The sequence below is a fragment of the Neisseria uirgultaei genome (genome assembly GCF_962719845.1).
GTDB classification, from domain to species: Bacteria; Pseudomonadota; Gammaproteobacteria; order Burkholderiales; family Neisseriaceae; genus Neisseria; species Neisseria bergeri.
In genome coordinates this window covers 150,117-171,543 of sequence record NZ_CAUIYF010000004.1, presented here as the reverse complement: position 1 = coordinate 171,543, position 21,427 = coordinate 150,117, and the positions used below count along the sequence as shown (strand labels likewise).

21 protein-coding genes, 7 tRNA genes and 1 pseudogene are annotated in these 21,427 nt (G+C 51.8%); 17 read left to right on the top strand and 12 right to left on the bottom strand.

What is annotated here, in order from left to right:
• Positions 1 to 153: 153 nt before the first annotated feature.
• Complete coding sequence (locus tag Q9J32_RS04095; protein ID WP_301885123.1) at positions 154 to 1,284, top strand: polyamine ABC transporter substrate-binding protein; 1,131 nt, start codon at positions 154 to 156, stop codon at positions 1,282 to 1,284.
• Between the two features lie 40 nt (positions 1,285 to 1,324).
• Here Q9J32_RS04095 and Q9J32_RS04090 read toward each other — a convergent pair whose 3' ends face one another.
• Positions 1,325 to 2,227 carry a DMT family transporter gene (locus tag Q9J32_RS04090; RefSeq protein WP_301818385.1) on the bottom strand — a complete coding sequence of 301 codons (903 nt, stop codon included), beginning with the start codon at positions 2,225 to 2,227 and terminating at the stop codon, positions 1,325 to 1,327.
• Positions 2,228 to 2,374: 147 nt separating this feature from the next.
• On the opposite strand from Q9J32_RS04090, the gene Q9J32_RS04085 reads away from it, so the two are divergent.
• Positions 2,375 to 2,863 (top strand): prokaryotic membrane lipolipid attachment site family protein, encoded by a 489-nt coding sequence (locus Q9J32_RS04085; protein WP_107819453.1) that lies wholly within the window; start codon positions 2,375 to 2,377, stop codon positions 2,861 to 2,863.
• A gap of 61 nt (positions 2,864 to 2,924) precedes the next feature.
• Here the strand turns inward: Q9J32_RS04085 and mtrA are convergent, their stop codons facing one another.
• The gene (gene mtrA / locus Q9J32_RS04080; protein WP_301885124.1) at positions 2,925 to 3,830 is read right to left on the bottom strand and encodes an efflux transporter MtrCDE transcriptional activator MtrA; all 906 of its coding nucleotides are present in this window, start codon (positions 3,828 to 3,830) and stop codon (positions 2,925 to 2,927) included.
• 128 nt (positions 3,831 to 3,958) lie between these two features.
• Between mtrA and Q9J32_RS04075 the strand changes: the two genes are divergently transcribed.
• The 10 genes from Q9J32_RS04075 to sohB all read left to right on the top strand — a co-directional run bounded on the left by Q9J32_RS04075 (position 3,959) and on the right by sohB (position 7,461).
• Positions 3,959 to 4,294, top strand: coding sequence for a carboxymuconolactone decarboxylase family protein (locus Q9J32_RS04075; RefSeq protein ID WP_118811801.1), 336 nt, complete (start codon positions 3,959 to 3,961; stop codon positions 4,292 to 4,294).
• 128 nt (positions 4,295 to 4,422) lie between these two features.
• On the top strand, positions 4,423 to 4,893 hold the full coding sequence (locus Q9J32_RS04070) for a hypothetical protein (protein WP_301885125.1): 471 nt from the start codon (positions 4,423 to 4,425) through the stop codon (positions 4,891 to 4,893).
• Between the two features lie 106 nt (positions 4,894 to 4,999).
• On the top strand, positions 5,000 to 5,563 hold the full coding sequence (gene pgsA, locus Q9J32_RS04065) for a CDP-diacylglycerol--glycerol-3-phosphate 3-phosphatidyltransferase (RefSeq protein WP_301885126.1): 564 nt from the start codon (positions 5,000 to 5,002) through the stop codon (positions 5,561 to 5,563).
• Between the two features lie 80 nt (positions 5,564 to 5,643).
• Positions 5,644 to 5,719: transfer RNA gene (locus tag Q9J32_RS04060), tRNA-Gly, on the top strand.
• Positions 5,720 to 5,744: 25 nt separating this feature from the next.
• Positions 5,745 to 5,820 (top strand) — tRNA-Gly (locus tag Q9J32_RS04055).
• A 23-nt stretch (positions 5,821 to 5,843) separates the two neighbouring features.
• A tRNA-Gly gene (locus tag Q9J32_RS04050) sits at positions 5,844 to 5,919 on the top strand.
• Between the two features lie 21 nt (positions 5,920 to 5,940).
• Positions 5,941 to 6,016: transfer RNA gene (locus Q9J32_RS04045), tRNA-Gly, on the top strand.
• A gap of 23 nt (positions 6,017 to 6,039) precedes the next feature.
• Positions 6,040 to 6,113 (top strand) — tRNA-Cys (locus Q9J32_RS04040).
• Between the two features lie 102 nt (positions 6,114 to 6,215).
• A tRNA-Leu gene (locus Q9J32_RS04035) sits at positions 6,216 to 6,305 on the top strand.
• A gap of 103 nt (positions 6,306 to 6,408) precedes the next feature.
• The gene (sohB, locus tag Q9J32_RS04030) at positions 6,409 to 7,461 is read left to right on the top strand and encodes a protease SohB (protein ID WP_301885127.1); all 1,053 of its coding nucleotides are present in this window, start codon (positions 6,409 to 6,411) and stop codon (positions 7,459 to 7,461) included.
• Between the two features lie 50 nt (positions 7,462 to 7,511).
• Here sohB and Q9J32_RS10110 read toward each other — a convergent pair.
• The 9 genes and pseudogenes from Q9J32_RS10110 to Q9J32_RS03980 form a co-directional block, all read right to left on the bottom strand.
• Positions 7,512 to 8,473, bottom strand: a pseudogene (locus Q9J32_RS10110) (ABC transporter six-transmembrane domain-containing protein).
• Positions 8,474 to 8,482: 9 nt separating this feature from the next.
• Entirely contained in the window at positions 8,483 to 8,914 is a 432-nt protein-coding gene (locus tag Q9J32_RS04015) for a MarR family winged helix-turn-helix transcriptional regulator (RefSeq protein WP_301885129.1), read from the bottom strand.
• 124 nt (positions 8,915 to 9,038) lie between these two features.
• The gene (locus Q9J32_RS04010) at positions 9,039 to 9,908 is read right to left on the bottom strand and encodes an NAD(P)-dependent oxidoreductase (protein ID WP_301885130.1); all 870 of its coding nucleotides are present in this window, start codon (positions 9,906 to 9,908) and stop codon (positions 9,039 to 9,041) included.
• A 71-nt stretch (positions 9,909 to 9,979) separates the two neighbouring features.
• On the bottom strand, positions 9,980 to 10,897 hold the full coding sequence (gene hisB, locus Q9J32_RS04005) for an imidazoleglycerol-phosphate dehydratase HisB (RefSeq protein ID WP_301885131.1): 918 nt from the start codon (positions 10,895 to 10,897) through the stop codon (positions 9,980 to 9,982).
• Positions 10,894 to 11,991 carry a histidinol-phosphate transaminase gene (hisC, locus tag Q9J32_RS04000; protein ID WP_301885132.1) on the bottom strand — a complete coding sequence of 366 codons (1,098 nt, stop codon included), beginning with the start codon at positions 11,989 to 11,991 and terminating at the stop codon, positions 10,894 to 10,896. The genes hisB and hisC overlap by 4 nt, the downstream gene beginning before the upstream one ends.
• 45 nt (positions 11,992 to 12,036) lie before the next feature.
• Entirely contained in the window at positions 12,037 to 13,326 is a 1,290-nt protein-coding gene (gene hisD / locus Q9J32_RS03995; protein WP_301885133.1) for a histidinol dehydrogenase, read from the bottom strand.
• Between the two features lie 68 nt (positions 13,327 to 13,394).
• Positions 13,395 to 14,147 (bottom strand): endonuclease, encoded by a 753-nt coding sequence (locus Q9J32_RS03990; RefSeq protein WP_301885134.1) that lies wholly within the window; start codon positions 14,145 to 14,147, stop codon positions 13,395 to 13,397.
• 49 nt (positions 14,148 to 14,196) lie between these two features.
• Entirely contained in the window at positions 14,197 to 14,853 is a 657-nt protein-coding gene (gene hisG, locus Q9J32_RS03985; protein ID WP_301885283.1) for an ATP phosphoribosyltransferase, read from the bottom strand.
• Between the two features lie 78 nt (positions 14,854 to 14,931).
• Complete coding sequence (locus tag Q9J32_RS03980; RefSeq protein ID WP_301885135.1) at positions 14,932 to 15,585, bottom strand: SCO family protein; 654 nt, start codon at positions 15,583 to 15,585, stop codon at positions 14,932 to 14,934.
• A 276-nt stretch (positions 15,586 to 15,861) separates the two neighbouring features.
• Here Q9J32_RS03980 and Q9J32_RS03975 point away from each other — a divergent pair.
• From Q9J32_RS03975 to ilvC, 5 genes are all read left to right on the top strand, one after another.
• Positions 15,862 to 15,946 (top strand) — tRNA-Leu (locus Q9J32_RS03975).
• 604 nt (positions 15,947 to 16,550) lie between these two features.
• Positions 16,551 to 18,278 carry a biosynthetic-type acetolactate synthase large subunit gene (gene ilvB / locus Q9J32_RS03970; RefSeq protein ID WP_301885136.1) on the top strand — a complete coding sequence of 576 codons (1,728 nt, stop codon included), beginning with the start codon at positions 16,551 to 16,553 and terminating at the stop codon, positions 18,276 to 18,278.
• A 10-nt stretch (positions 18,279 to 18,288) separates the two neighbouring features.
• Complete coding sequence (ilvN, locus tag Q9J32_RS03965; RefSeq protein WP_118792334.1) at positions 18,289 to 18,780, top strand: acetolactate synthase small subunit; 492 nt, start codon at positions 18,289 to 18,291, stop codon at positions 18,778 to 18,780.
• Between the two features lie 66 nt (positions 18,781 to 18,846).
• Entirely contained in the window at positions 18,847 to 19,140 is a 294-nt protein-coding gene (locus Q9J32_RS03960) for a putative quinol monooxygenase (protein ID WP_301885137.1), read from the top strand.
• An 80-nt stretch (positions 19,141 to 19,220) separates the two neighbouring features.
• Positions 19,221 to 20,234, top strand: a complete 1,014-nt coding sequence (ilvC, locus tag Q9J32_RS03955) for a ketol-acid reductoisomerase (protein WP_301885138.1) — start codon at positions 19,221 to 19,223, stop codon at positions 20,232 to 20,234.
• Positions 20,235 to 20,351: 117 nt separating this feature from the next.
• Here ilvC and Q9J32_RS03950 read toward each other — a convergent pair whose 3' ends face one another.
• Positions 20,352 to 21,347 carry an ornithine carbamoyltransferase gene (locus Q9J32_RS03950; RefSeq protein ID WP_301885139.1) on the bottom strand — a complete coding sequence of 332 codons (996 nt, stop codon included), beginning with the start codon at positions 21,345 to 21,347 and terminating at the stop codon, positions 20,352 to 20,354.
• Positions 21,348 to 21,427: the final 80 nt, after the last annotated feature.

Sequence of the window (21,427 nt, the reverse complement as noted above, 5' to 3'; positions counted from 1 at the left end):
CGAACGGCGGTATCTTACCGCAAATCCCTGTTTCTAGCTATGGAAGCGGCGGCTTTCAGACGGCATTGCGGGATTTTGAATGCCGTCTGAAGCCCTGTTGCCAATATCGGCTATAATGGCCGCTTTCTCCAACCCGATATGCAAGGAATGATAATGGCCAAACATCTGCCACTCGCCGTCCTGACTGCTTTGCTGCTTGCAGCGTGCGGCGGTTCGGACAAACCGCCTGCCGAAAAACCGGCACCGGTGGAAAACCAAAACGTATTGAAAATTTACAACTGGTCGGAATACGTCGATCCGGAAACCGTTGCCGATTTTGAAAAGAAAAACGGCATCAAGGTTACTTATGATGTGTACGACAGCGATGAAACGCTGGAAAGCAAGGTGCTGACCGGAAAATCCGGTTACGACATTGTCGCGCCGTCCAATGCGTTTGTGGGTAGGCAGATTAAGGCAGGTGCGTATCAGAAAATTGATAAGTCGCTGATTCCCAATTATAAACATCTCAACCCCGAAATGATGAGGCTGATGGACGGGGTCGATCCCGGCCACGAATACGCCGTACCGTTTTATTGGGGGACAAATACCTTCGCCATCAATACCGAACGCGTGAAAAAGGCTTTGGGTACGGACAAGCTGCCGGACAACCAGTGGGATTTGGTGTTTAACCCCGAATACACGTCCAAACTCAAACAATGCGGCATCAGCTATTTGGACAGCGCGGCGGAAATCTATCCTATGGTATTGAACTATTTGGGTAAAAACCCGAACAGCAGCAATACGGAAGACATCAGGGAGGCAACCGCCCTGCTCAAGAAAAACCGCCCCAATATCAAACGCTTCACTTCGTCCGGCTTTATCGATGATTTGGCGCGCGGCGATACTTGCGTAACAATCGGTTTCGGCGGCGATTTGAATATTGCCAAACGCCGTGCCGAAGAAGCAGGCGGCAAGGAAAAAATCCGCGTGATGATGCCGAAAGAGGGCGTGGGGATTTGGGTGGATTCTTTCGTGATTCCGAAAGATGCGAAAAACGTCGCCAACGCGCACAAATACATCAACGACTTCCTCGATCCGGAAGTGTCGGCGAAAAACGGCAATTTCGTTACCTACGCGCCTTCGAGCAAGCCGGCGCGCGATTTGATGGAGGACGAATTTAAAAATGACAATACGATTTTCCCGAGCGGGGAAGATTTGAAAAACAGCTTTATTATGATTCCCATCCGGCCGGCGGCATTGAAGTTTATGGTGCGCCAGTGGCAGGATGTGAAGGCGGGGAAATAAAGCCCGATATGCCGTCTGAAGGATGTTCGGACGGCATTTTTTATCTTTGGCGGAACAGGGATTGCAGCCGTTGTTTGAAGGCAATGGGGCGGATGCTGCTCAAAATGCCGCTGAGGATGATGATGCACATACCGAGTATTTCCTGCCAGAAAAGCTGTTCGCCCAAAAAGAACGCCGCCGAAAGCGCGGAAAAAACGACGGTCATATAGGAAAGCGAGGCAACCGTGAATTTGTCGCCGACTTTGTAGGCGCGCGTCATCGACAGTTGGGCAATCAGCGCGGACACGCCGATGCCCGACAGATAAACCGCCGACTGCCAAGACAGCATATGCCAGCCGGTAAGCGTCGCCCAAACCGAAGACATCGCCACGCCGGTTGCGGAAAGGTAAAACACGACGCGCCAGCCGGGTTCGCCCGCCAAAGACAGTTCGCGCACTTTCAAATACGCCCAGCCGGACATCGCGCCGCCTGCAAGACCGGCGAGTGCCGCCAGTTCCTGACCGCTGCGGAACGATGGATTAAGCAGCAATACCACGCCGGCAAAACCAAGGAGCAGCACCGCCTGCGTGTAAACGGAAATCCGTTCTTTCAAAATCAGGAAGGAGAATACCGCCAAAAAAATCGACGAGGTGTAACTCAGGGTAACGCCGGTTGCCAAAGGCAGATGCGTTACCGCGTAGAACAGCAGCAGCATCGCCCCCGCCCCGACCATACTGCGGTTTAAGTGGTTTTTCCAATGGGGCGTGCGGAAGGTGTCCCGACGCAATACGGCGGCAGCACCGAGCGCAACGGTTGAAAACAGCATACGCCAAAAGACCAATTCGCCGCTGCCGAGGGCAAATTTTGCCGATGCCCCTTTAATCAATACATTCATAATGGTGAAGCAGGCCGCCGCCACCAGCATCCAGCCGGAACCCAAAACGTCTTTTTTTGCGGTATCCATATAATATTTGTCGCGATAAAAAGGTCAAATTGTAAACCTTGCGGCAGGGTTTGCGGCGGCGGATTCGGGCGCGCGCCAATGATGCCGAACCCCCGTTTTTTCGGAACAATTTGTTTTTTCAGGGCAAACCTGATTATAATGGCGGGTATGAAAAAATATCTTGCCCTCATCCCCATCGCGGCCGCCCTGTCCGGCTGCGGAACTGTTTATGTGCCCACCCTGACCGAAATCCCCGTCAGGCCGATTAATACCGTTCCGGCGGAAGCGTCTGCAAAAGGTTTCCGTCTCGCCCCTTCGCATTGGACGGACGTTTCCAAAATCCGCGACGAGGCGACGCGCCTAGGTTATCAGGTGAACATCGGCAAAATGACCAAGGTTCAGGCGGCGCAATATCTGAACAACTTTAGAAAACGTCTGGTCGGGCGCAATGCCGTCGATGACAGTATGTATGAAATCTACCTGCGTTCGGCGGTGGACAGCCAGCGCGGCGAAATCAATACCGAACAGTCCAAACTGTATATCCAAAATGCCCTGCGCGGCTGGCAGCAGCGTTGGAAAAATATGGATGCCAAACCCGATAACCCCGCATTTACCAACTTTTTGATGGAAGTGATGGAGATGCAGCCCTTGAAATGACGCGGTACGCAAATGCCGTCTGAAAGCCTTTTCAGACGGCATTTGCGTTTGAGTCCCCGATTTATTTTTGCCCGCCTTCTTTGCGGTATTGCCCTGGCGAAACAAGGTATTGCCGTTTGAACGCCTTGCCGAAATGCGTTTCCGACTGGAAACCCACCGACAGCGCGACCGACAAAACCGAATCCGGCGTTTTTTTCAGCAGCAGCGCGCCTTTCTGCAGGCGGATGTAGTTGACGAAGGCATGCGGGCTGAGTCCGACCTGTTCTTTGAAGCGGCGCATCAGCTGCGCGCGCGACATATTGGCGGCGGCAACCATTTTGTCAATATTCCATTCGTCTTCCGGTTTGTCTATCACCTTTTGGATCAAATGTCCCAAACGTTTGTCCTGCCAACCTTTCAACACGCCCGAGAGTTCGACATCCTTATCCTGTTCGAGATAGGCGCGCAGGATAAGCACCAGCAGGACGGATGACAATGCGTTGACTACGGAAACCGTCCCCGTCAAAGGTTTTTCGCTTTCCAGTTGCAGCATTGAAACCACATACTGCAAACTCGGATGGGCAATGTTCAGAAAAACGGTTTCCGGCAGGCCGTTCATCAGATCGGCGTGGGTGTCGTAGCGGAAACGGGCGCAAAACAGGCTCATATCCTGTCCGTTGCCGCACTGTTTGACCGTGAATGCACCGTTTTGTCGTATATCCGGTTGTAAACTTTCTCCGTATTTTCCGTCGTGGCTCAACACATGACCCAAGCCGCGCGGGAAAAATACAATATCGCCCGTGCCGACCGGACGCGGGGAAGTTTCGCCGTCTATGCAGATGTAGCCGCTGCCCGCCGTAACAATATGCACCAGTCCTTCGCGTTGCAAGGTTTCATGCCGTACCGACCATTGTCCGCCCAAAAGGCACTGCACATCGACACTGCCCGTTAATTGGGCAAGTTCTACCAGTTTGTCCAGAATGTCCATAAATCTTTTTGAACCATAAAATGAGATGATTAAACGAGAAACACAACTGAATAATTGCGATAATACGCACATCGAAAACAGATACGCAACTGCGTATCGGGGCCAAACACAAGACAAAGGAAAAGAAAATGTTTAAAGATTGGAAAGAACATACCGCGTTGGTTAAAAAATCATTCGGCGAGCTGGGCAAATCCCATCCGAAAATGCTGCAAGCCTACGGCGCACTGGAACAGGCCGCCGCTGCCGAAGCACTCGATGCCAAAACGCGCGAGCTGATTGCCATCGCCGTTGCCATTACCACCCGTTGCGAAAGCTGCATCAGCGTTCATGCCGCCGCCGCAGCCAAAGCCGGTGCGACCGAAAGCGAAATCGCCGGCGCATTGGCAACCGCCATCGCCCTGAATGCCGGTGCTGCCTACACTTACGCCCTGCGCGCACTGGAAGCGGTTGAAACGCAAAAATAATCCGTTTCGGATTGAAATGCCGTCTGAAAATATTTCAGACGGCATTTTGTCTGATATGCTTCCCGATATTTTGCAGACAACATATGCAGCCGTTTTTTCAGACGGCATTTGAGAAACAGGGAACAAGTATGAAATATCACCGCTTGGCATTGTTTGCCGCCATAAGCTGTCTGCTGTTGTCCGCCGTTTTTATTGCACCTTACCTGACGGCATTTCACGAACAAGAAAAAACATTCGAATATGCAGAATTGACCGTTACCGCACCCAACCGCAGCGGACGGGCAATCAAACTGAATGCAGACGGGCAACATTACCGGTTTTCCTGCTACGGGTTCGACGATTTGTGCACAGGCGGCAATATCGGCAGAGCCATCAGGGCGCGGCAGGTTAAGATTGTTTTCAGCGAAACCGTCGGCAAAGGTTTTTTAAACGGCGTTCTGTTGGAATACCGCAACAGTGGCAGTGTCTATAGCAATAAAGATTTTTCCCGCACGGAAGACCGCCTTGTCGAAGTGTTGGCACAACCTGCCGTTTTCAGTCTGAAACTGGGTATTTTGCTTTTATTGCCCGCCATTTTCCTGCGTTTGAAAAGAATATGAAAACAGATTGGCGGGGCAGGGGGAATGACTATGCGGAAATTTTACGTTTTGGGTTATGAGGATAACCGTTATAATCATAATTTTACAGTCCGCACAGAGAAAACTGATGCCTTGGAACATCCCCATCTTCCTCACATGGTTGAGGGTCTTGCTCATTCCCGTACTGATTGTCCTTTTCTACCTGCCGTTCTCATGGTTTTCGGAAGAAGCAGTCAATGTTGCCGCCGCCGTCATTTTTGCCGTTGCCGCCTTGACCGACTGGTTTGACGGATTTTTGGCAAGGTTGTGGAAACAGACCTCGGATTTCGGCGCATTCCTCGACCCCGTCGCCGACAAGCTGATGGTCGCCGTATCGCTGCTTTTACTGGTCAAACTCGATCGGACCTATGTTTTGTTTGCCATGATCATCATCGGCAGGGAAATTACCATTTCCGCATTGCGCGAATGGATGGCGCAAATGGGAAAAAGGAGCAGCGTTGCCGTCGCCACCATCGGCAAGTTCAAAACCGCCGCGCAAATGCTGGCGATTTTCTTTTTGCTGCTGAATTTTCCCGATTTTTACGGATTTAATCTTGTTGTTACCGGCAACATATTGATGTTTATCGCATCTTTGCTGACGGTTTGGTCGATGCTGTATTATCTGAAAATGGCGTGGAAAGAAATTGCCTGAAAAAAACATAAAAATAGCTTGACGGTAAAAACATAATCCATAATAATTGCGTCTTCTTCGATGTTGGAGAATGAAATCGGGCGGGAATAGCTCAGTTGGTAGAGCGCAACCTTGCCAAGGTTGAGGTCGCGAGTTCGAGACTCGTTTCCCGCTCCAAAAATTTCATTCTTCCGTAATCATTGCGGGAATAGCTCAGTTGGTAGAGCGCAACCTTGCCAAGGTTGAGGTCGCGAGTTCGAGACTCGTTTCCCGCTCCAAGTTTTATTTCAAACATATCAACGCGGGAATAGCTCAGTTGGTAGAGCGCAACCTTGCCAAGGTTGAGGTCGCGAGTTCGAGACTCGTTTCCCGCTCCAAAAACCGATATGTTTGAACGCGCGGGAATAGCTCAGTTGGTAGAGCGCAACCTTGCCAAGGTTGAGGTCGCGAGTTCGAGACTCGTTTCCCGCTCCAAGTTTTTAGATAAGCCAGTTTTAGGCGAGATAGCAAAGTGGTTATGCAGCGGATTGCAAATCCGTCTACGCCGGTTCGATTCCGACTCTCGCCTCCATTATCGTACCATGGCGGGGTGGCAGAGTGTTTATGCTATGAGGAGTGCAATCTTCATACAGGCCGGTTAAAATCCGCGCCCCCGCCTCCACCTTTCACAAATGCCCGGGTGGTGAAATAGGTAGACACAACGGACTTAAAATCCGTCGGGACTAAACATCCCGTGCCGGTTCGATTCCGGCTCCGGGCACCAAGCTGAAAATAACAATACCGCTCCAAGCGGTTATTTTTTTATCTGTCGGACGGGGATGGACAATATTGACATGTTCATGCCTGAACAAGAGGAAATCCAATCAATGTGGAAAGAAATTTTACTGAATTACGGTATTTTCCTGCTCGAACTGCTTACCGTGTTTGGCGCAATTGCGCTGATTGTGTTGGCTATCGTACAGAGTAAGAAACAGTCGGAAAGCGGCAGTGTCGTACTGACGGATTTTTCGGAAAATTATAAAAAACAGCGGCAATCGTTTGAAGCATTCTTTTTAAGCGGGGAAGAGGCAAAACATCAGGAAAAAGAAGAAAAGAAAAAGGAAAAGGCGGAAGCCAAAGCAGAGAAAAAGCGTTTGAAGGAGGGCGGAGAGAAATCTGCCGAAACGCAAAAATCCCGCCTTTTTGTGTTGGATTTTGACGGCGATTTGTATGCACACGCCGTAGAATCCTTGCGTCATGAGATTACGGCGGTGCTTTCGATTGCCAAGCCTGAAGATGAGGTTCTGCTCAGATTGGAAAGTCCGGGCGGTGTCGTTCACGGTTACGGTTTGGCAGCTTCGCAGCTTAGGCGTTTGCGCGAACGCAATATTCCGTTGACTGTTGCTGTCGATAAGGTCGCGGCAAGCGGCGGCTATATGATGGCGTGTGTGGCGGATAAAATTGTTTCCGCTCCGTTTGCGATTGTCGGTTCGGTGGGTGTGGTGGCGGAAGTGCCGAATATCCACCGCCTGTTGAAAAAACATGATATCGATGTGGATGTGATGACGGCAGGCGAATTTAAGCGCACGGTTACCTTTATGGGTGAAAATACGGAAAAGGGCAAACAGAAATTCCGGCAGGAACTGGAGGAAACGCATCAGTTGTTCAAGCAGTTTGTCAGTGAAAACCGCCCCGGGTTGGATATTGAAAAAATAGCGACGGGCGAGCATTGGTTCGGTCGGCAGGCGTTGGAGCTGAATCTGGTTGACAGTATTTCGACCAGTGATGATTTGTTGTTGAAAGCGTTTGAAAACAAACAGGTTATCGAAGTGAAATATCAGGAGAAGCAAAGCCTGATCCAGCGCATTGGTTTGCAGGCGGAAGCTTCTGTTGAAAAGTTGTTTGCCAAACTTGTCAACCGGCGGGCGGATGTGATGTAGTTTGCCGAAAGGATGGAAATGCCGTCTGAAGCGTGTTCAGACGGCATTTTTCAAGTTCCGGCTTTGATGTTCCGTTCCGACCACTCTATCCGTTGTCCGATGTCTTTCAAATTGGAATATTGTTCGACCAATCGCGGTACGTCGTCCAAACTCATGGCAAACATCCACAGATAAGTGCTGACCGAATAAATATGCCCCGCGCTGCCGTAGCCTTTGAGCGTCATCATTACAAAAGCAAAGCCGAACAAAATACCCATCGCCGCGCCGACGCAGAGATAGCCGAAGGCTTCGCGGTTGGAAATCAGCACACGCAGGCGCGCAACCAGTCCGTAATGGCGGTACAGCTGCCGCTCGTCGCCTTTTCGGATAAAGTGGTTGTCGCGTTCCAAGCTGTTGTTCAGGCGGAAATACAGGTTTTCGCTAATGGCGGCAAAACGTGGCAAAAGCCATAAAAACAACGCAAGTATGCCCACCGCCGACACGCCGACCCAAAATTCCAGCACCAGCAGCATGATGCACGCGCCGAATATGGATACGACGGATGTCGCGGCAATCGGCAAGTGTTCTTCAAAAAAGCTGACAAACTCACGCGACAGGGCAACCCGCGCAGTTACCGCTGAATGCGTGACTTGCCGCTGCTGCTGTTCCAACACAACCGGCACGGCGATTTCGGTATAAATTTAAATCAGGACAAGGCGACGAAGCCGCAGACAGTACAAATAGTACGGCAAGGCGAGGCAACGCTGTACTGGTTTAAATTTAATCCACTATAAATCCGCGTAAACGTGCGCGTATCGGCAATCCGTCGCGCCGCACCGACCAGCCACATTAAAAGCACAATCAAAGCGTACAGCAACGCCTGCCACACCTTCCCCGCAATTACGGCATTAATTGCCCAACCGCCAAACACCGGATACACCAGCATCAAAAGGTTTTCCAGTCCGACCAGAGAAAATGTGCCGAGCAGACGCTTGCGGTGGGTTTGGGCTATGTGTTTCAACATTTTCCACATATTTGCTCTCTATTTTTTATTTTCCGAGATTGTTCTTTCCATCACTTCCGCCAGTGCATCCAAATCGGCAAACAGCCGGGTTGTGCGCTTGTCGCCGAATGTGGCAAATACTTTGTCGCTGAATTCCTGCGCGCTTTCTGTTAAAGGTGCGGCATGGGCTTTGCCTTTTTCGGTCAGCGACAGCAACCGTTCGCGCCGGTCCTGTTCGCCTTCCTGCCATTCGATTAACCCTTGTCCGGCAAGGGTTTTGCATACGCCTGAAACGGTCTGTTTGGGCAGACTCCACTCTTCGCCGATATGCTTTTGCGTGCGGCTGCCTTCGGTTGCCAGGGTATAAAGTACGGCAAAGAGGTTGTAATTCAAATCCTGCTGCCCGATCCATTTGTCGAAGACATTGCAAATCAGGTTGATACGGGTTCCAAGTTGGTCGAGTCGGTTCATAATTGGTCTTGATATTGACTAAATTTGTGCGGATTATAGTCATAATCGGGACTGATTTCAAGCGCGGGGCGATAAAAATGCCGTCTGAAATATGTTCAGACGGCATTGTGTTTGGAAAAGGCAATCAGTGTTCTGCCAATTTCAGGTAAACGCCGGAAACGTCCTGTTCGCCGTAGCCGGCTTCGACTGCTTTGCGGTAGCTGGCAGCAACGGTTTCGACGGCGGGCAGGGTGTTGCCTGCCTGTTCAAGCTCTTTGACGGCGAGGTTGAGGTCTTTGGAGGCGTGTTTGAGGGCGAAGGCGGGTGGGAATTCGCGGTTTGCCCACAGGGATTTTTTGGTTTGGAACATGGGCGAGTCCATTGCCGAGCCGCCGATGGCTTCGACGATGGTGTCGGTATCGATGCCGAACTGCCGCGCCATCAGCATCGCTTCGCTGTACGCTTCGCCGAAAATGCCCAAGAGCGAGTTCAAGACGAGTTTCGCGCCCGAGCCTTTGCCCACTTCGCCGAAGTGGAAGGTTTTTTTGCCGACGAGGGAAAATATTTTTTGCAGCGGGTTTAAAACGGCTTCGCTGCCGCCGAACAGAATCAGCAGCGTGCCGTTGGTGGCGGGGCCGACCGATCCGGAAACGGGTGCTTCGGCAAACTGTCCGCCTGCGGCTTCGACAAGTGCTTTGACGGCGAGGTTTTCGGTCGGGGAGATGGTGCTCATATTGACGATGATTTTGCCGGACAATCCGTCGCGGACTCCGTTCAGGATGTTGCACACGGCGGCATAGTCGGAAACCATCAGGAAAATGACGGGATAGTCGCGGACGAGTTCGGCGGTGCTGCCGTAAACTTTTGCGCCTTTTTCAACTAAGGTGGCGGCTTTGCCGGGCGAGCGGTTGTATACGCCGACTTCGATGCCGCCGTCCAAGAGCCGCGTTACCATAGGCAGACCCATTTGCCCTAAGCCTATCCAGCCGATTTTTGTGTATGTTTCTGCGGACATAGTGTTTCTCCTTTGTTGGGGTGCTGTAATGCCGTCTGAAGGCTTTCTGCGCTTCAGACGGCCTGTTTGTGTTATGCGGTCAGCGTGCCTTTGGTGGACGGGGTCTGCCCTGCCATGCGCGGGTCGTGTTCGACTGCCATACGCAGGGCGCGCCCGAAGGCTTTGAATACGGTTTCCGCCTGATGGTGGGCGTTTTTGCCGCTGAGGTTGTCGATGTGCAGGGTCATCATACTGTGGTTGACGATGCCGTGGAAAAATTCTTCAAACAAATCGACATCGAATTTTCCAATCAGGGCGCGGGTAAATTCGATGTTGTACACGAGTCCGGGACGGCCGGAAAGGTCGATGACGACGCGGCTGAGGGCTTCGTCGAGCGGGACGTAGGCGTGTCCGTAGCGGCGGATGCCTTTTTTGTCGCCGAGTGCCTGCCGGATTGCCTGTCCGAGTGTGATGCCGATGTCTTCGACGGTGTGGTGGTCGTCGATGTGCAGGTCGCCTTTGCAGCTGATGTCGATGTCGATCATGCCGTGGCGGGCGATTTGGTCGATCATGTGTTCGAGGAAGGGAACGCCGGTATCCAGCCTGCTTTTGCCGCTGCCGTCGAGGTTGATGGAGACGGTAATTTGGGTTTCGCAGGTATGGCGGTTGACGGTAACGCTGCGGCAGCCGGCAGCGGATGCGGTTTCGGCAATTTGGGTTTCGGCAGTTCCGGTGTTTTCTGCGGCGGTTTCGGGGACAGTGCGTTCGCGGTGTTTTCTGTCGAGCCAGCCTTTGGGTTTGCCGGTGTGTTTTTCGAGTTTTGCCATCAGGCTGGGACGGATGCCGCGCGCGTCGGGGTCTTCTGCCTGCTTTTCAAGGCGTTGTTTGAGTTTGTAAAGTGAGACGGGGGTGCGGTAGCCGCAGAGTTTGGCGAGCTTGGACAGTGAACCTGCTTCTTGGGCGAGGGTCAGGAAGTTGTGCAGTTGGCGTTGTGTTTTAGTCAAATTCATAGGAAATCCGTTGGTTGGCAGTAAAGTTGGCGGATGACGTTGAGAACGGCATCGTTTTGTGCGGGGCTGCCTACGGTAATACGCAGGCAGTGTTCCAAAAGCGGGTGAGAGCCGTGCAGTTTTTTGACGAGGATGCGGTTTTGTTTGAATGTGTCAAACAACAAATCGGCATCGGGTACGCGTATGGTAATGAAGTTTGCCTGACTTGGAAAGGCGTTCAGACGGCATATTTTGCCCAATTCGGCGAACATCCGTTCGCGTTCGTTTTTCAGTCTGTCGATGTTGGCAGAGATGATGCCGTAGTGTTGCAGGGCGAGTTTGGCGGTGGTCAGGCTCAGTTGGTTCATATTGTAGGGCGGCAGGATTTTTTGCGGTTCGCCGATGACTTCGGGACAGCCTACCGCATAGCCGATACGCAGTCCGGCAAAACCGATTTTGCTGAGGGTGCGTAAGACTATCAGGTTGGGAATCCTGCCCGCCTGTGGCAGAAAGCTGTCGCCGTTGAATGCGCCGTAGGCTTCGTCGACCACGACAATGCCGTCTGAAGCCTCGATGACGGCTTCGATTTCGCCGCGCGCGAAGCATACGCCGGTCGGGTTGTTCGGGTAGGCGATAAAGGTTAGGGCAGGGCGGTGCTTCCTGACGGCTTCGAGGACGGCGGGCAGGTTGAGGGTGAAATCTCCGTTTAATGGAACGCCGACATAATCCATACCGTAAAGGGCGGCGTTGTGGCGGTACATGACGAAACTGGGTTCGGCTGCCAACATTGCCGCGCCCGGTTTGGCGGTCAGCATGGTGATGAACTGTATCAGCTCGTCCGAGCCGTTGCCCAGCACGATGTCGGCGGACTCGGGAATGTCGAACGCCGAACGCAATGCTTCCTGCAAACCGCTCTTTGCGGGGTCGGGATAGAGGTGGATGGGGGTGGATGCCAGTTGCGCCAGCCATTCCCGCATCAGGGCTTCGTGCCCCTCAAAAGGATGGGCGGGGCTTTCCATCGCATCGAGTTTGGCAAAACCGGGCGGGACGTCGGCAATCTGATATGCCGACATAGCCCGTATGTCGTCGCGGATGAGGTGTCGGACGGATTTCATCGTGTTTCCTTAATGGTTGGAATATGCCTGTACGCCGTTTCGGCATTATTTCATACGGAACTCTGCCGCGCGGGCGTGGGCGGTCAGGCTTTCGCCGTGTGCCAGCACGCTGGCGGTTTCGCCTAATTTTTGCGCACCCTGTTCCGAAACCTGAATCAGGCTGGAGCGTTTTTGGAAATCATATGTCCCTAAAGGCGAGGAAAAGCGGGCGGTGCGGCTGGTGGGCAGCACATGGTTTGGGCCGGCGCAGTAGTCGCCGAGGCTTTCGCTAGTGTAGCGTCCCATGAAAATCGCGCCGGCGTGGCGGATTTTTTTCGCCCATTCCTGCGGGTTTTCGACTGACAATTCCAAGTGTTCGGGGGAAATGTAGTTGGCGATTTCGCAGGCTTCGTCCAAGTCTTTGGCGAGTATCATCGCGCCCCTGTTGCCGAGCGAGGCTTCGATGATGTCGCGGCGCGGCATGGTTTCGATGAGCCTGTCCATAGCGGCTTCTACTTCGTCGAGATACGCTTGAGACGTGCCGATGAGGATGGCTTGGGCAATTTCGTCGTGTTCGGCCTGGCTGAACAAATCCATCGCCACCCAGTCGGCGGGTGTCGTGCCGTCGGCGATGACCAGGATTTCAGACGGTCCCGCCACCATGTCGATGCCGACCACGCCGAACACGCGGCGTTTGGCGGCGGCGACGAAGGCGTTGCCCGGGCCGGTAATCTTATCGACTTGAGGCACCGATTCCGTACCATAAGCCAAAGCCGCAACCGCCTGCGCGCCGCCGACGGTGAAGACTTTGGTTACGCCGGCGACGTATGCGGCGGCAAGCACGATGTCGTTGCGTTCGCCTTTCGGTGTCGGTACGGCCATAATGATTTCTTTCACGCCTGCGACGTGGGCGGGCATCGCGTTCATGATGACGGAACTCGGATATGCCGCCTTGCCGCCGGGGACGTAAATACCGACGCGGTCAAGCGGGGTAATCTGTTGCCCCAACAGCGTGCCGTCTTCGTCGGTGTAGCTCCACGATTCCATTTTTTGGCGTTGGTGGTAGCTTTCGACACGGCGGGCGGCAATCCGCAATGCCGTCTGAACGTCGTTCGGAATGCGCTCGAACGCGGCTTTCAAATCGGCTTGCGTGAGTATTAAATCATTGATGCTTTGAGCGTTTGCCCGGTCGAATTTGTTGGTGTATTCAATCAAAGCCGCATCGCCGCGCTTTTGCACATCGGCGCAAATGTCGGCAACGATGCGTTCGGTTTCGGGGTTTTGCGCGGTTTCAAAAGCCAGCAGGGCTTTGAGTCCGGCTTGGAAATCGGGCGATTGGGTGTTGAGTTTTTTCATGATTTGTTCTCCTTGTGATTTGTTCCGAATGCCGTCTGAAAGCAGTTCGGAAAGCATTTCGGTTTGATTTATACGGTTTTGGGGCGGATATAGGTTTTGTCCGAACCGTTGGCAAATTTCAAATCGGGCAGCGATTTTTGCCGCAATCCCAAAGTTTCCGCCGCATCGGTTTCGGGCAGGAAGGCAAAACGGTACGTCGTCAGCGTTTTGCCGTTTTTTACCGTTTCCACCGTTTCAAAACCTGCCACTTCATAGGCGCAGACGACGGCATTGCTTGCAGCCGTATCGATACCGACCAGATATTTCACTTTTTTAATCAAGTCTTTGGCTGTCGTCCAAGTACCGCGTGCGCGTTCGGCGAGTATTTCGGCGGATTCGTTGCGTAAGACTGCGTCGGGCAGTTTGACCGCTAAAACCAAACCGTCGGGGTTCAGCACGTCCGTCTGCACGGCTTCAAAGCCGAAACGGCGTTCCCACTCTTCCGCGCTGATGCCCCAAGCCGAACCATCGGCGTGGTTTTTCAGTTTTTTGCCGCCGACGCTGCGGACAAACGCCACCACTGCCTGTTCTGCCGCACGCGCTTCGTTTTCGGTCAGATGGCTGTTCAGGATAAAGCGTCCGGTTTTCCGGCACTTGGATACCGCTTTCGCCGTCGGCGCGTCGAAATGGTCGAACTCGAAAATGCGGTTGCCGCAACCCGTACCGATGTGCAGCACCTTCCCCTTTTTCAAGTCGGTCAGACAATACACATAAAAACGGTTTTCACCGCTGCCCAATGCAGACAGCGCAGCTTCGGAAAAGCCTTTGCTTGCCGTATCCATTCTGTTCTCCAAAATAATGTTCCGAAAACTGAAATGCCGTCTGAAACGTTTACGCCTGTGCGCCGACCGCGCTTTCAAAAGCACGGATAATCGGCTCCAGCAGCGCGTATTTCGTTTTCAAAGCAGCCTTGTTGACCACCAGGTAGCTGGAAATGTCGACGATGTGTTCGACTGCCTCCAAGCCGTTTGCCTTCAAGGTGTTGCCCGTCGAAACCAAGTCCACAATCGCATCGCTCAAGCCGACCAGCGGCGCAAGTTCCATCGAGCCGTACAGTTTGATAATGTCCACATGGACACCCTTGCCGGCAAAATGAGATGCCGCGATTTCAGGATACTTCGTGGCAATCTTCAGACGGCATCCGGGTTGCGAAGCGGCTTCGTAATCAAACCCTTTACGCACAGCAACCATCATGCGGCACTTGGCAATCTCCAAATCCAAAGGCCGGTAAAGCCCCGTGCCGCTGTGTTCGATCAGCACGTCTTTGCCCACAATGCCGAAGTCCGCCGCACCGTAGCGGACATAAGTCGGAACATCGGTTGCGCGGACAATGACAAGGCGGATGTTTTCATGGTTCGTCCCGATAATCAGCTTGCGCGATTTTTCGGGCTCTTCAGTCGGAACAATGCCGGCAGCGGCAAGCAGTGGCAGCGTCTCCTCAAAAATGCGCCCTTTGGATAAGGCGATGGTCAAAGCATTATCCTGCATGGTTTGGATGTCCTTTGTCGGTTGAAACAATAATGCCGTCTGAACAGGCATCGGCGGTTCAGACGGCATACGGTTTTATCAGAGCAGGGTTCTCACATCGGCGGCAATCGTTTCCGGCTCGCTTCCGTAAGGCGAGAAAATGGCAACCTCACCGTTTTTGTCGATGAGATACGCACCGGAAGAGTGGTCGACCAAATAGTTTTCGCCGTCTTCTTTTTGATTGACTTTGGCAGAAACCACGCGGTATTGCTGCTTGATGACCGGCAGGCTTTGGCCGCCCGTTGCCGTCAGACCGATAAAGTCGGGATTGAACTGCTTGGCATATTTGCCGATGATTTCGGGCGTATCGCGCTCGGGGTCGATGCTGACGAACACCACTTTCACATCTTTAGCCCGATCGCCCAACTGCTTCAACGTGTCGCTATAAGTCAGCAGCTCGGTGGGGCAGACATCGGGACAGTGCGTATAGCCGAAAGACAGAATCACGACCTTGCCTTTCAAATCGCTCAGGCTGAAAGGCTTGCCTTCGCCGTCGGTCAGCGTGAAATCGCCGCCGATGTCTTCCTTACGCATATCCGTACCGCGTGTTTGCGGTTTTGCCGCATTTTCCGCAGCCGGCGCGGATGCACTTGAAGAAGCGGCTCGCGCCGCACTGTTGTCTTGAGGTTTGCAGGCGGCAAGCGAGGCAAGTGCGAAAACGCCCAGCAAAAAGGAACGCGGTACAGAAAACATGACAATCTCCCAAGAATAAATAGAAAAACCTGATTTGTACGGAATTTGAATATTTCCATCTTAACGCGTTTGGCAGATTTAATGTAGTATTTTTTACATTGTCCGTACAGCAGGAATTGCCGAATCATACAGAATGCTTTGAAGCGGAAAGCACAGCAAGATTAAAATAATAAAAATTTTATTTAAAATCAAAAAACAAAATAAAAACAGATAAAATAATTTCAAAAAAAGGTTTACAGAATCTCAAAAGCCATTATAATGGCAACTTCTTCACCAGCCCAGGTGGCGAAATTGGTAGACGCAGGGGACTCAAAATCCCCCGCCGCAAGGTGTGTCGGTTCGAGTCCGACCCTGGGCACCACAACCGCTTTATAGCGGTTATTTTTTTTGTCTATTGCTGTTTACTAAAATAGATAAGACTAAATATAATCAATATCTTAAGTCGTTGTTAGCCCTCTTGGTTCTGTCAATGCCGCCCAATACAGTCCGGTGCAATGAGCTATTTTCAGGAAGTATGGTTGGGAATATTTTTGATATATCAAAAATAAAATCAAGTTCAATCAATATCCCGAGTCTTTAATTGGGATGAAACCCTGTAAATTTTAAAATTCTTGATACCGAAGAAGGGTTTTTTCACATCTTCCCTCATGCAAACTGTCAACAATTCCCATCTTTCAAAAAAAGGCACTCCTGATTTTATTCTTTTAAAATCAATCAATAATTTCTCCGCCTTCAAAAAATATTAAAAGATGAAAGATTTTTCTTGATTGAACTGTCGGTTTGCGTTATCGTTTCTACTCTTTTTCACAAACTCTGTGTTCCTTTCCAATTGATTGGATAATCCGTCTGTTGCCGTGTTCTTCCAATGCGCGTACCCTAAATCGCTGCTTGGTGGAATTGCATTACAGGTGCTGTGGCAAAGCGGTTTGTCCCTATTGGTTTGAAACCGTATAAAAGAGGTCGTTATGCAGTTATCAGGCGCACAAATCATAGTGCAGAGTCTCAAAGCCGAAGGCGTCGAGTACGTTTTCGGTTATCCCGGCGGTGCGGTTATCGAAATCTACGATGCCCTGTTCCAACTCAATAAATTCAAACACATTCTTACCCGACATGAGCAGGCGGCAGTACACGCGGCAGATGCGTATGCGCGCGTCAGCGGTAAGGTGGGCGTGGCATTGGTTACATCCGGCCCGGGTGTTACCAATGCGCTGACCGGTATTGCTACTGCCTATACGGATTCGATTCCGATGGTGGTCATCAGCGGACAGGTAGGCAATTCCCTGATTGGTACGGATGCGTTCCAAGAAGTTGATACGGTGGGCATTACCCGTCCGTGCGTCAAACACAATTTCCTGGTTACGGACATCAATGAGTTGGCGGAAACCATTAAAAAGGCGTTCCAAATTGCCGCAAGCGGCCGGCCGGGGCCCGTGGTGGTCGATGTCCCGAAAGATGTTACGCAGGCGATGGCGAAATTCAGCTATCCTCAGGAAGACATTTTTATCCGTTCGTATCAACCGGTTGTTCAAGGGCATATCGGTCAGATTAAAAAGGCCGTGCAGATGTTGGCATCTGCCAAACGTCCGGTCGTCTATTTTGGCGGCGGCGTGGTGTTGGGTAATGCTTCTGAAGAGCTGACCCGATTTGTCCGAATGACGGGTGTTCCGTGCACGGGTACGCTGATGGGCTTGGGTGCTTATCCTTCCAGCGACCGCCAATTCCTCGGTATGCTCGGTATGCACGGTACTTACGAGGCAAACCTTGCCATGCAGAATGCGGATGTCGTTCTTGCCGTAGGTGCGCGTTTTGACGACCGTGTGGTTTCCGTACCGTCCAAATTTTTCGAGAAGGCGAAGAAGGTTATCCATATCGATGTCGACCCTTCCAGCATCGCCAAACGCGTGAAGGTGGACATTCCGATTGTCGGCGACGTGAAAAACGTTTTGTCCGAGATGGTTGCGCTGTGGCAAAAACAAGAGTCCATGCCGTCTGAAGATGCTTTGGGCAAATGGTGGAAAACCATAGAGGAATGGCGTTCCCGCGATTGCTTGTGGTTTGACAACGGCAGCGAAATTATCAAGCCCCAATATGTGATTCAGAAGCTTGCCGATATTACCGGCAATTCGGCAATCATCACATCGGATGTAGGGCAGCATCAAATGTTTGCGGCTCAATATTATCCCTTCGAACGTCCGCGCCAATGGCTCAATTCCGGCGGTTTGGGTACGATGGGCGTAGGTCTGCCTTATGCGATTGGTGCGAAACTTGCTGCCCCGGATCAAGACGTATTCTGTATTACCGGCGACGGCTCGATCCAGATGAACATCCAAGAGTTGTCCACCTGTTTCCAATATCGGATTCCGGTTAATATCATTACGCTGAACAACGGTTATCTCGGTATGGTACGCCAGTGGCAGGAAATATATTACGGCGGACGAGAGTCGGAAACCTATTTCGATTCTTTGCCCGATTTCGTCAAACTTGCCGAGGCATACGGCCATATCGGTATCCGCGTGGACAAGAAGTCTGATGTGGAAGGTGCGTTGTTGGAAGCATTGAACCAAAAAGACAGGCTGGTATTTATCGACTTCCTGACCGACCAGAAACAGAATGTGATGCCCATGGTCGGCAACGGCAAAGGTTTGGACGAAATGGTACTTCCGCCGCATATGCGTGCGGACGGAAAGGCGTAAGGAGAGGCAAATGCGACATATCTTATCTGTTCTGATCGAAAACGAATCAGGTGCGATGAGCCGTGTGGTCGGTTTGTTCTCTGCACGCGATTACAATATCGATTCCTTGGCGGTAGCCCCGACCGAAGACAAAACGCTTTCACGCATGACCATCGTTACCCATGGCGACGAGCATGTTATCGAACAAATCACCAAGCAACTCAATAAATTGATTGAGGTGATTAAAGTGGTCGATTTGAACGAAAGCCGTTTTGTCGAACGCGAATTGATGCTGGTAAAAGTCCGCGCCGTCGGCAAAGACCGCGACGAATTTTTACGCTTGACCGAAATCTACCGGGGCAGCATCATCGACGTAACCGACCGCAGCTATACGATTGAAATTACCGGCTCGACCGACAAGCTGGATTCCTTTTTGGAAACGGTCGGACGCGCCCAAATTTTGGAAACCGTACGTACAGGCGCGGCCGGCATCGGTCGCGGTGAGCGTATTTTGAAAATTTAACGCCGTAACCTTTCAGACGGCATGGTATTTGAATGCCGTCTGAAAAACGAACGGCAGGAGAGATTTATGTCGAACATTAAAATTGTCGCACTGGTTACCGTCAAACCGGAATACACGGAAACACTGGCAGCACAGTTTAAAGAACTGGTCAAAGCCAGCCGTGCGGAAGAGGGCAACATCAGCTACGATCTCCATCAGGAAATCGGCAAACCGAACCGTTTTGTTTTCGTGGAAAATTGGAAATCCCAAGCAGCTATTGACGAACATAACGCCAGCGCGCATTTCCAAGCCTTCGTCCAGTCCGTTGACGGCAAAACCGAAGCGTTGGAAATCGTATTGATGAATGAAGTTGTCGCTTAAGCGGTACACTCTGTTTAACCCGTCCGAAGCCGCTCAACATTATTAAGGCTTCGACAACCATTTACCTTAAAGGAAATCAAATGCAAGTCTATTACGATAAAGATGCCGATCTGTCCCTGATCAAAGGCAAAACCGTTGCCATCATCGGTTACGGTTCGCAAGGTCATGCCCATGCCGCCAACCTGAAAGATTCGGGTGTAAACGTGGTGATCGGTCTGCGCCAAGGCTCTTCTTGGAAAAAAGCCGAAGCAGCCGGTCAGGTCGTCAAAACCGTTGCTGAAGCGACCAAAGAAGCCGATGTCGTTATGCTGCTGCTGCCTGACGAAACCATGCCTGCCGTCTATCATGCAGAAGTTGCAGCCAATCTGAAAGAAGGCGCAACGCTGGCATTTGCACACGGCTTCAACGTGCACTACAACCAAATCGTTCCGCGTGCCGACTTGGACGTGATTATGGTTGCCCCCAAAGGTCCGGGCCATACCGTACGCAGTGAATACAAACGCGGCGGCGGCGTACCTTCTCTGATTGCCGTTTACCAAGACAATTCCGGCAAAGCCAAAGACATCGCCCTGTCTTATGCGGCTGCCAACGGCGGCACCAAAGGTGGTGTGATTGAAACCACTTTCCGCGAAGAAACCGAAACCGATCTGTTCGGCGAACAAGCCGTATTGTGCGGCGGCGTGGTCGAGTTGATTAAAGCAGGTTTTGAAACCCTGACCGAAGCCGGTTACGCGCCTGAAATGGCTTACTTCGAATGTCTGCACGAAATGAAGCTCATCGTTGATTTGATTTTCGAAGGCGGTATTGCCAACATGAACTACTCCATTTCCAACAATGCGGAGTACGGCGAATACGTTACCGGTCCTGAAGTGGTCAATGCTTCCAGCAAAGAAGCCATGCGCAATGCCCTGAAACGCATTCAAACCGGCGAATACGCGAAAATGTTTATCCAAGAGGGTAACGTCAACTACGCGTCTATGACTGCCCGCCGCCGTCTGAATGCCGAACACCAAGTTGAAAAAGTCGGCGCACAACTGCGTGCCATGATGCCTTGGATTACTGCCAACAAATTAGTTGACCAAGACAAAAACTGATTGTTTTCAAACGGAACTGCCTACACATCGTGTAGGCAGTTTTTTATATGGATGCCGTCTGAACATCGTGTTCAGACGGCATCTGTGTTGCGGATGAATTTAACAGGTACAGTTCTGTCAGTCGCCCAGAGCCGCGACCATTACCGCTTTAATCGTGTGCATACGGTTTTCCGCCTGATCGAACACGATGCCGGCGGGGCTTTCGAATACTTCTTCTGTAACTTCCACACCGTTCAGCCCGAAGGTTTCGTAAATCCATTCGCCGACTTTGGTTTCTCGGTTGTGGAAGGCGGGCAGGCAGTGCATGAATTTGACCTGTGGATTGCCCGATGCCGCCATCAGTTCGGGGGTAACGCGGTAATCTTTCAGCAAATCGATGCGTTCCTGCCATACTTCTTTCGGCTCGCCCATACTGACCCATACGTCGGTATGAATGAAACCGACACCTTTGACGGCTTCATGCGCGTTTTCGGTCAGGGTAATTTTTGCGCCGGTTTCTTTGGCGGCGGCGTGTGCGGCGGCAATAATGCCTTCAGACGGCCACAGGCTTTGCGGTGCGCCGATACGCACGTCCATGCCGAGTTTCGCACCCAAAATCAGCAGGGAATTGCCCATGTTGTAACGCGCGTCGCCGACGTAGGCAAACGCGGTTTGGTTCAAAGGTTTGCTGCTATGTTCGCGCATAGTCAGTGCGTCGGCAAGCATTTGTGTGGGATGGAACTCGTTGGTCAGCCCGTTGAACACGGGTACGCCCGCATATTTTGCCAATTCTTCAACAATTTCCTGACCGAAGCCGCGATATTCGATGGCATCGTACATCCTGCCCAAGACGCGCGCCGTGTCTTTGATGCTTTCTTTGTGCCCGATTTGGCTGGCGGACGGTTCCAGATAGGTTGCGCCCGCGCCTTGATCGCGTGCGGCAACTTCAAACGCGCAGCGTGTCCGAGTAGAGGTTTTTTCAAAAATCAGGGCGATGTTTTTCCCTTTCATCCGCTGCACTTCGCACCCTGCCTTTTTGGCGGCTTTCAATTCGGCGGCAAGGTCGAGGTAGGCGGTGATTTCTTCCGGCGTGAAGTCTAAAAGTTTCAGAAAATGGCGGTTTTTCAGGTTCACTGTCGTTTCCTTTATGTGGGGGAGTGAACGCCGTATTTGCAGCGTTTGCGGAAAGAAGGGTTAGCGGAATGTTGCAATGC

Bases quoted from the DNA above. Each gene is read 5' to 3' on its own strand.
- Q9J32_RS04070 (WP_301885125.1), top strand. From the start codon at position 4,423: ATGAAATATCACCGCTTGGCATTGTTTGCCGCCATAAGCTGTCTGCTG.
- sohB (WP_301885127.1), top strand. From the start codon at position 6,409: ATGTGGAAAGAAATTTTACTGAATTACGGTATTTTCCTGCTCGAACTG.
- Q9J32_RS04015 (WP_301885129.1), bottom strand. From the start codon at position 8,914: ATGAACCGACTCGACCAACTTGGAACCCGTATCAACCTGATTTGCAAT.
- ilvN (WP_118792334.1), top strand. From the start codon at position 18,289: ATGCGACATATCTTATCTGTTCTGATCGAAAACGAATCAGGTGCGATG.
- Q9J32_RS03990 (WP_301885134.1), bottom strand. From the start codon at position 14,147: ATGGATACGGCAAGCAAAGGCTTTTCCGAAGCTGCGCTGTCTGCATTG.
- ilvC (WP_301885138.1), top strand. From the start codon at position 19,221: ATGCAAGTCTATTACGATAAAGATGCCGATCTGTCCCTGATCAAAGGC.
- Q9J32_RS03960 (WP_301885137.1), top strand. From the start codon at position 18,847: ATGTCGAACATTAAAATTGTCGCACTGGTTACCGTCAAACCGGAATAC.
- Q9J32_RS03980 (WP_301885135.1), bottom strand. From the start codon at position 15,585: ATGTTTTCTGTACCGCGTTCCTTTTTGCTGGGCGTTTTCGCACTTGCC.
- Q9J32_RS04085 (WP_107819453.1), top strand. From the start codon at position 2,375: ATGAAAAAATATCTTGCCCTCATCCCCATCGCGGCCGCCCTGTCCGGC.
- Q9J32_RS04095 (WP_301885123.1), top strand. From the start codon at position 154: ATGGCCAAACATCTGCCACTCGCCGTCCTGACTGCTTTGCTGCTTGCA.
- Q9J32_RS04010 (WP_301885130.1), bottom strand. From the start codon at position 9,908: ATGTCCGCAGAAACATACACAAAAATCGGCTGGATAGGCTTAGGGCAA.
- Q9J32_RS04075 (WP_118811801.1), top strand. From the start codon at position 3,959: ATGTTTAAAGATTGGAAAGAACATACCGCGTTGGTTAAAAAATCATTC.
- mtrA (WP_301885124.1), bottom strand. From the start codon at position 3,830: ATGGACATTCTGGACAAACTGGTAGAACTTGCCCAATTAACGGGCAGT.
- pgsA (WP_301885126.1), top strand. From the start codon at position 5,000: ATGCCTTGGAACATCCCCATCTTCCTCACATGGTTGAGGGTCTTGCTC.
- hisB (WP_301885131.1), bottom strand. From the start codon at position 10,897: ATGAATTTGACTAAAACACAACGCCAACTGCACAACTTCCTGACCCTC.
- Q9J32_RS04090 (WP_301818385.1), bottom strand. From the start codon at position 2,227: ATGGATACCGCAAAAAAAGACGTTTTGGGTTCCGGCTGGATGCTGGTG.
- hisD (WP_301885133.1), bottom strand. From the start codon at position 13,326: ATGAAAAAACTCAACACCCAATCGCCCGATTTCCAAGCCGGACTCAAA.
- ilvB (WP_301885136.1), top strand. From the start codon at position 16,551: ATGCAGTTATCAGGCGCACAAATCATAGTGCAGAGTCTCAAAGCCGAA.
- hisG (WP_301885283.1), bottom strand. From the start codon at position 14,853: ATGCAGGATAATGCTTTGACCATCGCCTTATCCAAAGGGCGCATTTTT.
- hisC (WP_301885132.1), bottom strand. From the start codon at position 11,991: ATGAAATCCGTCCGACACCTCATCCGCGACGACATACGGGCTATGTCG.